The sequence below is a fragment of the Plantactinospora sp. B24E8 genome (assembly GCF_039871735.1).
Taxonomy (GTDB): domain Bacteria; phylum Actinomycetota; class Actinomycetes; order Mycobacteriales; family Micromonosporaceae; genus Plantactinospora.
In genome coordinates this window covers 71,526-85,944 of record NZ_JBDPMH010000004.1, presented here as the reverse complement: position 1 = coordinate 85,944, position 14,419 = coordinate 71,526, and the positions used below count along the sequence as shown (strand labels likewise).

Genomic DNA, 14,419 nt, shown 5'->3' with positions numbered 1-14,419 from the left:
CCCCCGTCAGGGCTGGCTGCGTGGGCTGTCCGGGTCGAGGCTGTCGATGAACTCGTGCGGCTCGCCGAGCTCCACGCTGGAGCGGGCGACCTGGGCTTTCCGCTTCAGTTCGGCTTCGGCCCGGTCGGCCGGGACCCCTGCCTCCCGGGCGCCCTCGACCACCTGGCGGTAGGCCTGGTCGGCGTAGCCGTACGCCGCCGGGTAGTCGTGCTCGGCGAGCGCGGCCCTGGCCCGGCCGAGCAGCCGGTCCGCCGCCCTCAGCTCGTCGGACGCCCGGTGCGCCCGAGGGGCGGCGAGCACGTCGGCCGCCAGCCGGTTGGCCGCCTCGTTGTACGCGGCGGTCAGGAACCGGTCGCTGTTGTCGTGGTCGAACTGGCTGAAGTCCCAGTTCAGATCGATGTAACTCATCATCGAGTTGACCTGGTCACCGGCGTTGACAAAGTAGAACTCGTCGGCCGGGCCGTAGTCGACCCCGGTGCTGCTGTCGTAGCCGTCGTGCGGGTGGCTCATCCCGATGTGGTGCCCGACCTCGTGGATCAGCGTGGTGGTGAGGCCGTACCCCCGCTCGACGATCTCCGGCGAGACGAACGCGAAGACGTACGACTGGGTGCCGTCGACGTAGTTGTCGTCGGCGAAGCCGAGCCCCGGAGTCGGGGTGCCCGCCGGCAGGGCGTAGCTGAAGATCGGAAGCTCGTAGTCGACCCGGCCCTGGTCGTCCTGGGTCCGCGCCAGCTCCTTGGTGTTCTGCAGGTAGAAGTTGGCGAACCCGGGGTAGCCCTCCTCCGGGTAGCAGGACTCGTCCGCCTCGATGGCCAGGAAGTAGCAGCGTTGCGCGTCACCGGTGAACGGCAGGTCCTGGCTGTCGTAGTCGAGCGTGTTGCGCCAGCGCAGTTCGCGCAACTCGTCGAGGATGAGCTTCGGCTTGACGTACGTGGCGGAGGCGTCCACGCCGGCCCAGCCCTCGTAGACGTTGCTGTCCAGGTTGATCGACCGAGGTGGTTCCGCCGTCGGCAGTTCGGCCGGGTAGAGCGGGGACGTGGTGAAGAGCAGGTTCAGCGCGACGTACCGGGTGATCTTGCTGAGGTCGCCGGCGAGCGCGTCCGGCGCCCGGTAGCCGCCCGTCCGGTACTCCCAGGTCGCCGGCATCCGGTAGTCCTCGACGCCGTTGCCGTCGAGGTCCGGTTCGTCAACGTTCCAGTTCGAGGTCCAGGACTCCGGGCCGGCGGAGAGGTCGTGGAACCAGATCCGGCGGGTCGAACCGAGGCCGTTCTCCTCGTCCCTGGCGGTGGTGCCACCCCACGCGATTATCTTGCGGCTGTGCCGTTCGACGCCGAAGTTGTAGCCGGTGTCCGGGTCCGGCTCGTCGGTCTTGGTGTAGACGTGGAACCGGAAGTCCGACCGGCCGTACCAGTTGATGAAGAAGACCGTGTTGCGGCGGGTGTCGACCCCGGCCGGCGGGTTCTTCGCCAGCCAGCGCTCCACGCTCGGCGCGTCGATCTCGTGGTTGTCCGTGACGTCGAGGACGTTGTTCTGCTGCTCGTTGTACGCCTGCTGGTAGTCGGTCAGCGGCGCGGGCCGGGCCAGCCGCTTCAACTCACCGAAGAACCGGTCCTCGTAGCGCCGGTCGGCGTAGCTGATCCGGTAGTCGTACGTGTACTGCAGTCCGAGCTTCTCCTCGATGCCGTAGAAGAGCCGGTACCGGACCGCGGGCTCGTAACCCGACGGAAGGCCGGCCCGGAACGTCGACTGCGGCACCTGGGACGGCGAGTAGCCGACGAAGACCACGTTCACCGGGACCCGCTCGGTCAGCCGGGGCTGCCCACCCGGATCGAGGTGCGGGTAGCGGTCCTTCCCGGCCGCGGTGGCCTGGCCCGCCGGTGCCAGTGCCAGCACGGTGAACACCGCGGTGGCCGCCGCCACCAGAATTCTGCGTTTTCCTGTCATGCCTGCCCCTCCCGCCATGACGACTGGTCGATCCCTCAGTCGCGCCGAGGCGAGCGTACGTCTGACGTGGATCTATGAACAGGGCGTCGAGACTGGACGGGTCGAATCGCCGGAGTCGATTCCCCGGCGGAGTGGGACAGGCCGGACAGGGCGCCGGGCGGTCCCCGGAGGAGGAGACGGCGATCCGTTCGTCACCGTACTGGGCCCGGCAGGACGTGCTCCGCCGCTACCCGGTGCGTGGGGCCAGCATCGCGGCGACCGGCGTTTTCCCGAGGTCGACGCTGCTGTCGAAGTCGGTGCTCCGGCTGAGGTCGGCCCAGGCGGTCGTCTCCTGGGCGCGGGCCTTCGCCGACTGTTCGGTGAGCTGTACCGCGTCCGAGCCGAGCAGCAGCCGCAGCGGCGGTGCCGCCATGTCGACCAGGTCGACCAGGATCCTCGCCGCCCGCGTCGGGTCGCCGGCCTGCTTGCCGTCCATCTCGCGGCGGAAGTCGTGTATCCGGCCCACGGTCTGCCGGTAGTCCTCGCCGACCTCGGCGATCCGCATCGACGAGCCGCCCCAGTCGGTCCGGAACGCGCCCGGTTCGACGATGGTGACCCGGATCCCGAACGGTTTGACCTCGTTGGCCAGCACCTCCGAGAACCCCTCGACGGCGAACTTCGCCGACTGGTACGCGGCCAGTCCCGGCGTGCCGCCGACCCGACCGCCGACCGAGGAGAACTGCAGGAGGTATCCCGACCGTTGGGTACGCAGGATCGGCAGCGCCGCCTTCGTCACGTTGACGACCCCGAAGAAGTTCGTCTCGACCTGGGCCCGGAAGTCGTCGTCCGGGGTCTCCTCGATCGGCGCGCTGTTGGCGTACCCGGCGTTGTTGGCCACCACGTCGAGCCGGCCGAAGGTCTGCACCGCCGCCTCGACCGCGGCCCGGGCGGCGGCCGGGTCGGTCACGTCGAGCGGGTACGGCCGCACCTGGTCGCCGTACTGGTCGGCGAGGTCGGCGAGCTGGTCGGGCTGGCGGGCGGTGGCGAGCAGGTTGTCGCCCCGGATCAGGATCTCCCGGCACAGTTCCCGGCCCAGTCCCCGGGAACTTCCGGTGACCAACCACGTCCTGGTCATGTTGTTTCCTCCTCGGGGCGCCCCGCTCGACTCTGCTACGCGCCGGGCGGCGAACCCGGGGGAATATCGGGTTTCACCCGACCGGGCGACCCGGTCCGGTAACCGGGGAGGGTCCCCGACCGGTCGGCCGGGGACCCTCCACCGCATGTTCCGCCCCATCCGACCCGGGGATGCTCCCCGGGGGAACGGACCGTCGGGACGTCAGTCCCAGGTTGCCAACGCCGCCCGCAGGTACGGCCGCAGCGTCTCGGCCATCGCCGCCTGCACCGCCGGCCGAGAGTGCGGCGCCGGCGTGCGCGGCGACGGCGATCCTGGACCGGGCTGGACAGCGCTGGACACGGCTTGGACCGTCGGGTGCCGTGGGTGGTCGGGCGGTCGGTTACCGGTTCGGCAACCGCTGGTACGACGTCCGGGCCCACAGGTAGCCGACCAGGGTGATACCGACGCACCAGGCGGCGGCGAGGTACCCGCTGGTGCCGATCGGAGCGCCGCTGAGCAGGCCACGCAGTGTCTCGATGATCGGGGTGAAGGGCTGGTACTCGGCGAACCAGCGCAGCCCGGTCGGCAGCGAGTCGGTGGGTACGAAGCCACTGCCGAAGAACGGGAGCAGCATGAGTGGCATCGGGATGTTGCTCGCGGACTCGACCGACTTGCTGATCATGCCGAGCGCCACCGACAGCCAGGTGAGGGCGAGGGCGACCAGGGTCAGCAGCCCGAGGACACCGAGCCACTCGACCGGGGTGGCGTCCGGGCGGAAGCCGATCAGCACCCCGACGCCGAGCACCACCGCCACCGCGAGCAGCGCCTGGATCACGCTGCCGACGACGTGTCCGGTCAGCACCGCCGCGCGGGAGATCGCCATGGTGCGGAACCGGGCGATGATCCCCTCGGACATGTCCATCGCGACCGTGATCGCGACCCCCTGGGCGGTGCTGGTCAGGGCGAGCAGGATGATGCCGGGCAGGACGTACTCGACGTAGGCGGCACGACCTCCGGAGCCGATGGCGGGCCCGCCGATGCCGGCCCCGAGGGTGCCGCCGAAGACGTAGACGAAGAGCAGCAGGAGGACCAGCGGCATCGCGACCAGGATCGCGGTCATCGAGGGGTAGCGCTGCATCCGTCGGAGGTTGCGGCGCAGCATGGTCATCGAGTCGGTCACGGCGTAGCCGAGGGCGCTCATCGTACGGCTTCCTTCTCCTGGTCGGGGCGGCCGGTGAGGGCCAGGAACACGTCGTCGAGGTCAGGGGTGTGCACGGAGAGTTCGTCGACCTCGACCGTCGCGTCGTCGAGGCGGGCGAGCAGGGTTCGCAGCGACCGGACGCTGCCGTCGGTCGGCACCCGCAGGGTGAGGGTGTCGTGGTCCGGCGTCGCCCCGTCGACGACGTGGGCGGCCCGGTTGAAGCCGTGCGTGTCGGTGAACCGCAGCTCGACGTGGCCGCCGGGGACGAGTCGCTTGAGCTGGGCCGGGGTTCCCTCGGCGACCAGCCGGCCGTGGTCGAGTACGGCGATCCGGTCGGCGAGCTGGTCCGCCTCCTCCAGGTACTGGGTGGTCAGGAAGACGGTGGTGCCACCGGCCACCAGGTCCCGGATGATCTGCCACATGGTGCGTCGGCTGCGCGGGTCCAACCCGGTGGTCGGCTCGTCGAGGAAGATCACGCGTGGCTCGCCGACCAGCGTCATCGCCAGGTCGAGCCGACGACGCATCCCGCCGGAGTACGTCGCGGCCGGCTTCCGGGCCGCCTCGACCAGGTCGAACCGCCCCAGCAGCTCCTCCGTTCGCTGCCTGCCCTCGGCCCGGCCCAGGTGGCGCAGGTTCGCCATCAGCCGGAGGTTCTCCTCGCCGGTGAGCAGGTTGTCCACTGCGGAGAACTGTCCGGTGACGCCGATCGCGGCGCGTATCCCGTCGGGGTCGGTGTCGAGGTCGTGACCGGCGATCCGTACCTGGCCGGCGTCCGCGTCGACCAGGGTGGAGAGGATGTGCACGGTGGTGGTCTTGCCGGCACCGTTGGGGCCGAGCAGCGAGAAGACGGTTCCTGCCGGGACGGTCAGGTTGATGCCGTCGAGGACGACCTTGCTGCCGAACGATTTGCGTAGGCCGGTCACCTCGATGGCGGGTGGGGGCATGGCCATGGCCTGTCCTTTCGTCATGTTTTGTCCTATCGGAGTGCGTGGTCGTCCGGCGGGTGGGCAGGGTCGTCCCGACCGTGGGCAGGGTGGGAGCACGGATGACGCCGTCGGCGGTGGACCGGGTGTGGTGTGTCGGTCGGCGGAGGGCGCCGTCGCGGCGGCGGACCGTGGGCTACGTCGGGAGACCGGCCGCTGGTGTGTGGTGCGGCCGTGGCCGGGGGCGGGTGTCAGCGACGTCGGACCCTGGGCTCACCCGGACGGGTGGGAGGGAAACCAGGTGCGGGGAGGGCGGCGGGTGACCCAGGTGCGGGACGAGGCGGTGCCGGTGTGGCCGGAGGATCGGGCGGCGGGGCTGAGCCGGGAGCGGCGGATCAGGCGGCGGGGCTGAGCCAGGAGCGGCGGATCACGATGTCGCCGGAGTAGGTACGGGCCTGGATCCGGACGGTCTCCTCCGACTGTCCGGGCGCACCCGAGGTGTCGAGCGAGTTGCGGACCTGCCCGGACATCGTGGCCAGGTCGAGCCAGGCCGCGCTGCCCTCCCGGATGCCGACCTCCAGTTCGCCCGAGGCGGCGCCGACCGTGACGTCGCCCCGGGCCACCTCGGCGAGCCGTACGCTGCCGTTGGCGGTCTTGGCGCTGACCCCGCTGCCCGCCCGGTCGACGGAGATGTTGCCGTTGGCCGCGTTCAACCGCAGGTCGCCGGCGACCGCGCCGACGTACGTGTCGCCGTTGGAGTTCTTGACCACCGCGCTGCCGTCGACCTGGCCGACCCGGACGTCGCCGGAGTGGGTGGTCACCTCGGCCCGGCCGTCGACCCGGTCCACGGTGATCGCGCCGTTGCTGGCGTACAACTGGACGGAGCCGGCCTGCGCGACCCGGAGCTGTCCGGAATGGGTCTTCAGTCGGCAGTCGCCGACTCGGCCGTCGCAGTGGATGTGGCCGGCCGTGGTGCCGGCCTGCACGGACGAGCCGGTGGGCAGCGCGATCGTCAGGTCCACCGAACCGACCCGGACGTTGAACAGCGACAGCGGCTTGTACCCCTTGACCAGGAGCTTGCCGTTGCCGAACTCGATGCGGGTCTGCTCGGCCGCCCGTACGTCCAGGGCGCTGCCGGGGTCGGTGGGGTGGACCTCGACGACGGTGTCGGCCCGGTCGGTGGCGGTGATCCGGATGTCGCCGAGCGCGAGGTCGACAGTGGCGGAGATGGGGTCGGGTGTGTCGTACGTCGGCATGACAGGTGCCCTTCCATGGGAGTTCGGTGCGGACGGGGGAGGATTCGGGCGCGGCTAGCGGACCCAGCCCGTGTAGCGCTGGCCCAGCGCGCTGCCCCGGCCATCCGGAGCCGGTCTGGGATGGGTGTCGGCCAGGGCGGCGGTGACGACCCGGACGAGCCAGGCGTTGACGGAGAGCCGCTCCCGGCCGGCGGCCTCCTCGATTCGGGCCTTGAGCTGCTCGGGCACCCGGAGGTTGATCCTGGACACGGTGCCCTCGTCCGGCTCGGCCGGTGACGGACCGCCGAGAGGGCCGGCCGTGGTGTCGGTACCGGCTGTGCCGGTCGGCGGCGGCACCGGTGACTCGTACGACTGTGCGGTCGGCGGCGGCGTCACCACGAAGTCGGGCTCGCCGCCGCGTAGCCGCAGGTCGACCGAGCCGGGGGCAAGATCCCGGGTGATCTCGTCGGCGGCCGCCGAGAGTGCCTCCAGCAGGGTGAGTCGGACCGCCGACTCGAGTGGCACGGCCAGCCGTTCGGCGAGCGCCCGGGTCTCCTCGCCGCCCATCTCGGCGGAGAGGGCGAGCTGGTGTCGCAGGCGGTCGACGTACTGCGAGATTTCCATGGCGCCACTATGGCACCTCTGTGGCGCCATCGCAAGTGCTTTGGCGCTTGAGTGGCGCCAGTCGTGGCGTCTGGCTGGTGGCTGACAAATCCGTTGCGGTACCGGCGGCGGGTGGCCACCATCAATACGGGTCGATCGGGGGAGGCGGATCCGGAGTGGTGAGCGGCTGATGAGAAGTGCCGTACGGCTGTTCGCCACCCGGATCCGGCTGTTGCGGCTGCTCGCCGGTGGCGGTGGCATCCCGACCGGAGCCCTCGTCGGTGTCCAGCTCGTCCGGGCGGTGGTGCCGACCGCCCAGGCGCTGTCGGTCGGCCACCTGGTCGCCGTCTTCGGGCGGGGGGAACTCGGCGGTCCGGTCTTCGTCGCGGCGGCCCTGGTCGCCGGTCTGCTTCTGGTCGACCAGTGGGTCTGGCTGACGCTCGCCGCCGTACGGAACCTGGTGGTCAGACGGATCGACGGCGGACTCCGGGCCGGACTGCGTACCCTCGCGGTCAACCTGCCCGGCCTCGACCGGCTGGAGAGCCGGGAGTTCCAGGACCGCGCCGCCCGCGCGGTGGACGTCGGCTCCGGGTTCGGCCGGGACCGCTCGCCCGGCACCGCCGCCACCGGCCAGCTCGAACTGGTGTTCCGGATGGTGGGCGCGGTGAGTGCCACGGTGCTGCTCGCCACCTTCTCGGTGCCGCTCGCGGTCGGCCTGCTCGCGGTGTCGCTGCTGATCCGGGCGACCCTGCGCCGGCAGTGGCTGGGCATCATCGACGTCCTGGACGCGGACACCGTCGGGCACCGCCGGAACTACTACGTCTCGGAGCAGGCCGTCCACGGTGCCGCGAAGGACGTCCGGCTGTTCGGGCTCAGCGACTGGTTCGCCGGACGACTGCGGGCCACCTCGGCCCGGACCTACGGGCCGGTCTGGCGCCGGCAGTTGGCGGTGCTGCGGCGGCAGTGGTGGATCGTACTGCTCGCGGCCGGCTTGGCGGTGGCGACGATGGCCGTACCGGCCGGCGCGGTCTTCGCCGGTTCGCTCGACCCGGCCCGGATGATCACGTACGTGCTCGCCGGCTTCGGGATCATGGAAATCGGCCGGATGGGCGAGGAGGCGTTCGACATCGAGTACGGCCTGCGCGGCATCCAGGCCACCGACGAACTCGCCGCCGAGTACCGGGCCACCGGCCGCTCCGGCACCCCGACGACCACGACCCCCCGCCGACCCGCCGGACCGGAGCCGGCCAGCGGACCGGCGTCGGCAAGCGGACCGAAGTCGCCCACCGGACGCGAAGGCGGGACACCGGAGTCGGCCGCCGACCGGGGCGGGGCAGGATCGCCGCCGGTCGCCGGGCCGCCGACGATCCGGTTCGAGGAGGTCGTCTTCCGGTACCCGGGCGCGACCCGCCCGGTCCTCGACGGGCTGACCCTGACCCTGCGACCGGGCGAGACGGTCGCCCTCGTCGGGGAGAACGGCGTCGGCAAGACCACCTTCGTGAAACTGCTCGGCGGGCTCTACCGTCCCGACTCGGGTCGGATCACCCTGGACGGCGTCGACCTCGCCGCCCTGGACCCGGCGCTGTGGCGGCAGCGGCTCGCCGTCCTCTTCCAGGACTTCGTCCGGTATCCGGCGAGCCTGCGGGACAACGTGGCGCTGGCCGCCGCCGAGCGGATCACCGGCGGCCCGGCCGACGACCGCGCGGTACGGGACGCCCTGGACCGGGCCGGCGCCACCAAGCTGCTCGCCGGCCTGCCCGACGGGCTGGACAGCTCGCTGTGGCGGGCGGGGACCGGTGGCACCGACCTCTCCGGCGGGCAGTGGCAACGGGTCGCCCTGGCCCGGGTGCTGTACGCGGTGGCCGCCGGCCGGCGGGTCCTCGTCCTCGACGAACCCACCGCCCACCTCGACGTCCGGGCCGAAGCCGAGTTCCACGAGCGGGTGGTGTCCCGGGTACGGGAGACGACGACCCTGCTCATCTCACACCGGCTCGCCACGGTGCGGCCGGCCGGGCGGATCATCCTGCTCCGCGCCGGCCGGGTCGCCGAGGACGGCCCGCACGACGAGCTGATGGCGCTCGGCGGCGGCTACGCCCGGTTCTTCACCGTCCAGGCCGAGGCCTTCACCGCCGCCGGGGAGCGCCGACGAGCCGCCGGGGAGTGCCGGTGAGTGGCCGGGGAGCGCCGACGAGCCGCCGGAGGGCGGCGACGCGAGACTGGTACCAACTGCTGCGTCACGTCACCCGGACGGCGCTGCGGGCCGACCGACGCTCGGTCACCATCCTCTGTGTACTGACCGTGGGGCAGGCAGGCATCATCGCCGCGCTGGGGCTGAGCCAGCGCTGGCTCGTCGACCACAGCGCCGGCCGGGACCTCGCCGGAGTGGTCGGCGCAGTCGCGCTCGGCGCCGCCGCGTTCGGGCTGTCGGCCGGGGCGGGCCGGATCCAGAGCAACCTGATGCTCTACGTCACCTACCGGACCCAGGGGAACCTGAACGAGGAGACCCAGCGCCGGGTCTCCGCCATCCCGACCATCACCCACGTGGAGCACGGGCCGTATGTCGACCGGTGGAACCGGCTGTTCCAGAACGCCTGGTCGATGGCGTCGATGCCGTGGTCGGTCCTGAACGCCACCGCCGCCCTGTTCAGCCTCGCGGTCACCATCGGCCTGCTGGCCTGGGTCAGTCCGGCACTCTGCCCACTGGCCCTGCTCGCCGTACCGCTCTTCCTGGCCAACCGACGGGCCGACCGGCTGCTGCGGGAGGCCCGCGACGCCGGCACCGAGCTGCTCCGGCACGAGCGACGGCTGCACGAGCTCTGCGTCGATCCGGAACCGGCGAAGGAGGTGATGCTCGCCGGCAGCGGCGGGATCCTGAGCGGACGGGCGACCGAGTCCTGGGACGCCGCCGTGGCCCGGGAGAACAGCGCCCGGCTGCGCGGTGCCGCGTACCAGGGAGGTGCCTGGCTGCTCTACACCACCGCCCTGGCGGGCGCGCTGGTGGTGGTCGCGGGCCTGATCGCCGACGGTCGGACGACGGTCGGCGCCGTGGTCATGGTGATCACGCTGGCCACCCAGCTGCAGCACCAACTGCACACCGTCCTGCAGAACCTGAGTGTCGTCGCCCAGGCCGGCCAGGTGGTGGAGAACTACTGGTGGCTGCGGCGCTACGCCGAGGAGGCGGACCGACCCGGCGACCCCGCCCCGGCCACCCTGACCGACGGGATCAGCCTGCACGACGTACGGTTCCGGTATCCCGGCGCCGACCACGACGTGCTGCACGGCGTCACCCTGCACCTGCCGGCCGGCAGCACGGTCGCGGTCGTCGGCGCCAACGGGGCCGGCAAGTCGACCCTGGTCAAGCTGCTCACCGGCATCTACCAGCCGACCTCCGGGACCATCACCGTCGACCGGCGGCCCCTCTCCGGACTCGACTCCACCAGCTGGCGGTCCCGACTGACCGGGGTCTTCCAGGACTTCGCCCGGCTCCGGCTGCTGACCTGGGAGACCATCGGCGTCGGCAGCGCCCGGCACATCCGGGACCGGGGGACGGTCCGGGCCGCCGTCGACCGGGCGGACGCCACCGACGTGGTCACCGGCCTGCCGGACGGGCTCGACACCCAGCTCGGGGCCTCCTTCGACGGGGTCGAACCCTCGCTCGGCCAGTGGCAGCGGCTGGCTCTCGCCCGGTCCCTGATGCGGGAGGTCGGCGGCGGCCGGCCGCCGCTGCTCGTGGTCCTCGACGAGCCGACCGCCGCGCTGGACCCGATCGCCGAACACGACCTGTTCCAGCACTTCACCGCCCAGGTCCGGGCCGCCACCCGGCAGGGCGCGGTGACCGTACTGGTCTCGCACCGGTTCACCACCGTCCGGATGGCCGACCTGATCGTGATGCTGGTCGACGGGCGGGTGGCGGAACTCGGCTCCCACGCCGAGCTGATGGCGGCCGACGGCGGCTACGCCGAGCTGTACCGGCTCCAGGAACGGGCGTACCGGTAGGTCCGGTTGTGGGCCGTTCCACCCCACGTCACGGGAGCACCCGGGGGATGGCCGGAGCCCGGATAGCATGCCGCCGTGGAACTGACGGGAGTGCTGACTCCGGACCGGCCGCTGCTTGTCGTCGCGCTCGCCGAGGAGGCGGCGTACCTCGACCGGAGCCTGCCGGTGCTGGTCACCGGGATGGGCAAGGTCAACGCCACCCTCGCGCTGGCGACCACCCTCGCCCGGGGACCGCTGCCGTCGGCCGTGGTCAACCTGGGCACCGCCGGGGCGCTGCGGTCCGGGTGGACCGGCCTGCACGAGGTCGGCCAGGTCTTCCAGCACGACCTCGACACCGACTTCCTCCGGGCCCTGACCGGCCTGACCGTCGGCGCGCCGGTCACCCTGGCCGGCGACGGTCCGGTGCTGGCCACCGGCGACCAGTTCGTCGCCGAGGAGTCGGCCCGGGCCCGACTCGCCGAGCAGGCGCACCTGGTCGACATGGAGGGCTACGCCGTGGCGTCGACCGCGGCGCGGTTCGGCGTACCGGTCCGACTGATCAAGCAGGTCAGTGACGAGGCGGACGAGTCGGCGGCCCGGAGCTGGCAGGAGTCGGTGGACGGCTGCGCCCGGATCCTCGCCGAGTGGGTCCGTACCCACCTCTGAGCGGTTCCGCAGCCCGGAGCCTCACCCGGCGTACTCCGCCGCCTTCGCCCGGACCGCCGGGTCGGCGGAGGCGAGCAGCGCGGTGACCACGGCCGGCCGGTCCGCGGGCCCGAGCCGGTCGAGCAGGTCCTCGATCGGATCCCAGTTCCACAGGTACGGGCCGACGGCGTAGCCGTCCTCGACCGGGGTGCGGTCGAACCACGGGTCGCCGTCCGCCCAGCCGGCCCGGACCGCCTCGACCGCCGGCGTACCGGGCCAGGGGCCGGCACGCCGGGCGGCGGCCAGCGCGGCCGCGGCGCGTACCGGGGCCGGCTGGCCCCCGACGAGCGCCTCGGCGAGCAACGCGGTCTCCGGGTCCAGTGCGGCGGCCGAGATGACCAGACCACCCCGGACCTGCGGATCGGTCTCGACCGCCCACCGGTGGTACAGCGCCGGCAGGATGTCGTCGGCCCGGCCCGGACAGTTCCCGAGCGCGTAGCCGGCGGCCAGCCGGGTCCACTGCTCGGGAGCGGCCAGCAGCGGCAGCAGCCGGTCGACCTCGGCGGTGACCGCGGCCCGGAGCGCGGCCAGCACGGGATCGTCCGGGTCGACGATGTCGGCCATGTCGCCGAGCAGGTGCGCGATCCCGTCCGGGAACGTGGTGGCGGGGTCGGCGAGCAGCGCACCCAGGAACGGCACCACCGGGGCGGTGGCCGAGCAGACGTTGCCCTGGTGCAGCACGCTGGCCCGCAGCTCGTACAGCGCGTGGACCGCGTCCTCCTCGTCCGGCCCGGCGACCCGGCGCAACAGCCCGGGTACGTCGTCGGCGGGACCGTACGCGTGCCTCAGCTCCGCCCACGGCACCCGGTCGAGATCGTCGAGCAGCACGACGCGACCGTACCCGGCCGGCGCCAACGCCCGGGCGGCGGAGCGGGCCGGGCCCGGTGTGGCGGCGGTCGGCCACCACACCGGGCCCGGGAGGAACGCGTCGGGCGTGACGGTCACCTGGCGGTACAGGTGGGACTGAGCCCGGTGCCGGTACCGGTGCCCTGGAAGCCGAACTCGGTCGACTGTCCGGCGGCGATCGATCCGTTGTAGCCGACGTTGGTGAACTGGACCGCTCCGCTGTTACCGCTGCGGTTGACGTTCCAGGCGTTGGTGACGCTGACCCCGGACGGCAGGGTCAGCGCAACCGTCCAGCCAGTGACCGGCGCGGAGCCGGCGGTGACCCGTACCGTGGCGACGAAACCGCCGTTCCACTGGTTCACCGACATCGACGCCGCGCAGCCCGCCCCACCGGCCGGCGGAGTGGTCGGCGGCACCGTCGGCGGGGTCGCCGGCGGGGTGGTCGGGTTCACCGGCGGGGTGGTCGGGGTGCCGGTCGGCGGCGTGGTCGGCGGGTTGGTCGGGCCGTCGGCCAGCGTCGGCGTGGTCCAGTCCCGCCACTCGGCCAGGTTGCCGGCCTTCCGGCTGGAGATCCGGAAGACGCCGGCGGCGTTGCCGGTCTTCACCAGGAACTTCTGGATGTTCTGCTGCAGCGGGGTACGCCACTCGTTGCGGGTGGCGCAGTGTGTGCCGTCCTGGACGTCGGACCAGTAGCTGATGTTCTCGCCCGCACCGAGCGCCTTGTAGATCTCCGCGCCGCCCAGCGCCGCCACACTGCCGGAGCGCGAGCCCAGCCAGTCGACGTGCGGGTTCTCCATGATGAACAGGCCACGCGGGGCGACCATGCCCACCATCTGGTGGGTGTCCACCGGCAGTCCGTTCGGGTTGCCCGTGTAGGAGCCGAACGCGTCGCCGAGCCACGGCTGCTCGCCGTACGCGCTGCTCAACGGCTGTGCGCCGCTCTCTGCGGCGATCGCCCGGAAGGCGGGTACGCCGGCGCTGCCGGACTCGATCGGCATGGTCAGCGCCACCCGCTGGTCGAAGACGCCGGCGGTGAAGGCGCCCTTGCCGTACCGGGAGCAGCCGGTGACCCCGATGTCGGTCCGCAGGACGTTGCCGCCCGACTGCTGGATGACGTCGATGATCCGGCTGACGCCCCAGGCCCAGGCCATCAGCAGCCCGGTGCTGCTGTTGTTGCCGTAGATCGTGTAGAACGCGCCCTGCTTGTTGTTCCGGGGCGTGCCCTCCCGCCCGACCGTGAACGGGTCGTAGTTGATCACGGCGGCGCCGGCGGACCGGATGGTGGCGGTGTCCGCCCCAAATCCGCCGTAGACGATGACGGCGGGGAAGGGACCGGTGCCGCTCGGCAACTGGACGCTGGCGGAGAAGCTCGCACTCCGGCCGTTCTGCGAGACGTTCACCGTGATGCTGGAGCTGGAGACCGTACCGCTGACGGTCGCCGGCTTGGCGGGTTTGTCGCCGTAGACGTACCGCTCGGCCAGTTCCCTGGTCTCGGCCCGACGGCAGCGCCAGTCGGCCTTGCTGGTGATCCGCGAGCCGTCGAACTTCCGGAACGGGTCGGGGAGTCGTGAGCTGGACGGGAGTGAGCCGGGCGGGTTCACCGGGCAGTCGGCGCCCTCGTCCTCGACGGTCGAGGCGGCCAGGACGACGTCGCCGGGGGCGGCTTCGGCGACGGTTGACTTCGCTACCACTGAGACTGCTCCGCCGACCGCGAGTGCCGCTGCCGCCAGCACGACGACCGTCGAACGGATCTTTGAGCGGCCCGAGCTGATGATCACTAGGGCCTCCTTCCGGATAGGGTGAGGGACGACGACGGCGATCGATGATCACGGATGTCGATAGTCAAGTTTCGAACGGAACAGCGAAACATGTCAATGCTGTTGCGTTCGCCGCC

12 protein-coding genes are annotated in these 14,419 nt (G+C 72.1%); 3 read left to right on the top strand and 9 right to left on the bottom strand.

Translation table 11 applies throughout. The features are described 5' to 3' along the window. Window positions 1–6 precede the first annotated feature (6 nt). The 7 genes from ABGB21_RS08600 to ABGB21_RS08570 all read right to left on the bottom strand — a co-directional run bounded on the left by ABGB21_RS08600 (window position 7) and on the right by ABGB21_RS08570 (window position 7,020). On the bottom strand, window positions 7–1,944 hold the full coding sequence (locus ABGB21_RS08600) for a hypothetical protein (protein WP_347677237.1): 1,938 nt from the start codon (window positions 1,942–1,944) through the stop codon (window positions 7–9). A gap of 226 nt (window positions 1,945–2,170) precedes the next feature. Beyond that, window positions 2,171–3,058: an oxidoreductase gene (locus ABGB21_RS08595; protein WP_347677235.1), complete on the bottom strand. Its 888-nt coding sequence runs from the start codon at window positions 3,056–3,058 to the stop codon at window positions 2,171–2,173. A 201-nt stretch (window positions 3,059–3,259) separates the two neighbouring features. Beyond that, on the bottom strand, window positions 3,260–3,397 hold the full coding sequence (locus ABGB21_RS08590; RefSeq protein WP_347677233.1) for a hypothetical protein: 138 nt from the start codon (window positions 3,395–3,397) through the stop codon (window positions 3,260–3,262). Window positions 3,398–3,437: 40 nt separating this feature from the next. After that, window positions 3,438–4,238: an ABC transporter permease gene (locus ABGB21_RS08585; protein WP_347677231.1), complete on the bottom strand. Its 801-nt coding sequence runs from the start codon at window positions 4,236–4,238 to the stop codon at window positions 3,438–3,440. Next, a complete protein-coding gene (locus ABGB21_RS08580; RefSeq protein ID WP_347677438.1) occupies window positions 4,235–5,182 on the bottom strand; it encodes an ATP-binding cassette domain-containing protein in 948 nt (315 codons plus the stop codon). The genes ABGB21_RS08585 and ABGB21_RS08580 overlap by 4 nt, the downstream gene beginning before the upstream one ends. Window positions 5,183–5,556: 374 nt before the next feature. Continuing rightward, window positions 5,557–6,417 carry a DUF4097 family beta strand repeat-containing protein gene (locus tag ABGB21_RS08575; RefSeq protein WP_347651149.1) on the bottom strand — a complete coding sequence of 287 codons (861 nt, stop codon included), beginning with the start codon at window positions 6,415–6,417 and terminating at the stop codon, window positions 5,557–5,559. A 54-nt stretch (window positions 6,418–6,471) separates the two neighbouring features. Beyond that, window positions 6,472–7,020, bottom strand: coding sequence for a toxin-antitoxin system HicB family antitoxin (locus tag ABGB21_RS08570; RefSeq protein ID WP_347651148.1), 549 nt, complete (start codon window positions 7,018–7,020; stop codon window positions 6,472–6,474). 169 nt (window positions 7,021–7,189) lie between these two features. On the opposite strand from ABGB21_RS08570, the gene ABGB21_RS08565 reads away from it, so the two are divergent. From ABGB21_RS08565 to ABGB21_RS08555, 3 genes are all read left to right on the top strand, one after another. After that, window positions 7,190–9,169 (top strand): ATP-binding cassette domain-containing protein, encoded by a 1,980-nt coding sequence (locus ABGB21_RS08565; RefSeq protein WP_347651147.1) that lies wholly within the window; start codon window positions 7,190–7,192, stop codon window positions 9,167–9,169. Then, window positions 9,166–10,995: an ABC transporter ATP-binding protein gene (locus ABGB21_RS08560; RefSeq protein WP_347677229.1), complete on the top strand. Its 1,830-nt coding sequence runs from the start codon at window positions 9,166–9,168 to the stop codon at window positions 10,993–10,995. The genes ABGB21_RS08565 and ABGB21_RS08560 overlap by 4 nt, the downstream gene beginning before the upstream one ends. A gap of 75 nt (window positions 10,996–11,070) precedes the next feature. Beyond that, window positions 11,071–11,640 (top strand): nucleosidase, encoded by a 570-nt coding sequence (locus tag ABGB21_RS08555; protein WP_347651145.1) that lies wholly within the window; start codon window positions 11,071–11,073, stop codon window positions 11,638–11,640. A gap of 21 nt (window positions 11,641–11,661) precedes the next feature. On the opposite strand, the gene ABGB21_RS08550 is transcribed toward ABGB21_RS08555, so the two are convergent. Together ABGB21_RS08550 and ABGB21_RS08545 are read right to left on the bottom strand one after the other, a co-directional pair. Further along, window positions 11,662–12,624 carry a hypothetical protein gene (locus tag ABGB21_RS08550; RefSeq protein WP_347677227.1) on the bottom strand — a complete coding sequence of 321 codons (963 nt, stop codon included), beginning with the start codon at window positions 12,622–12,624 and terminating at the stop codon, window positions 11,662–11,664. Beyond that, window positions 12,621–14,216, bottom strand: a complete 1,596-nt coding sequence (locus ABGB21_RS08545; protein ID WP_347651143.1) for a cellulose binding domain-containing protein — start codon at window positions 14,214–14,216, stop codon at window positions 12,621–12,623. The genes ABGB21_RS08550 and ABGB21_RS08545 overlap by 4 nt, the downstream gene beginning before the upstream one ends. Between the last annotated feature and the right edge of the window lie 203 nt (window positions 14,217–14,419).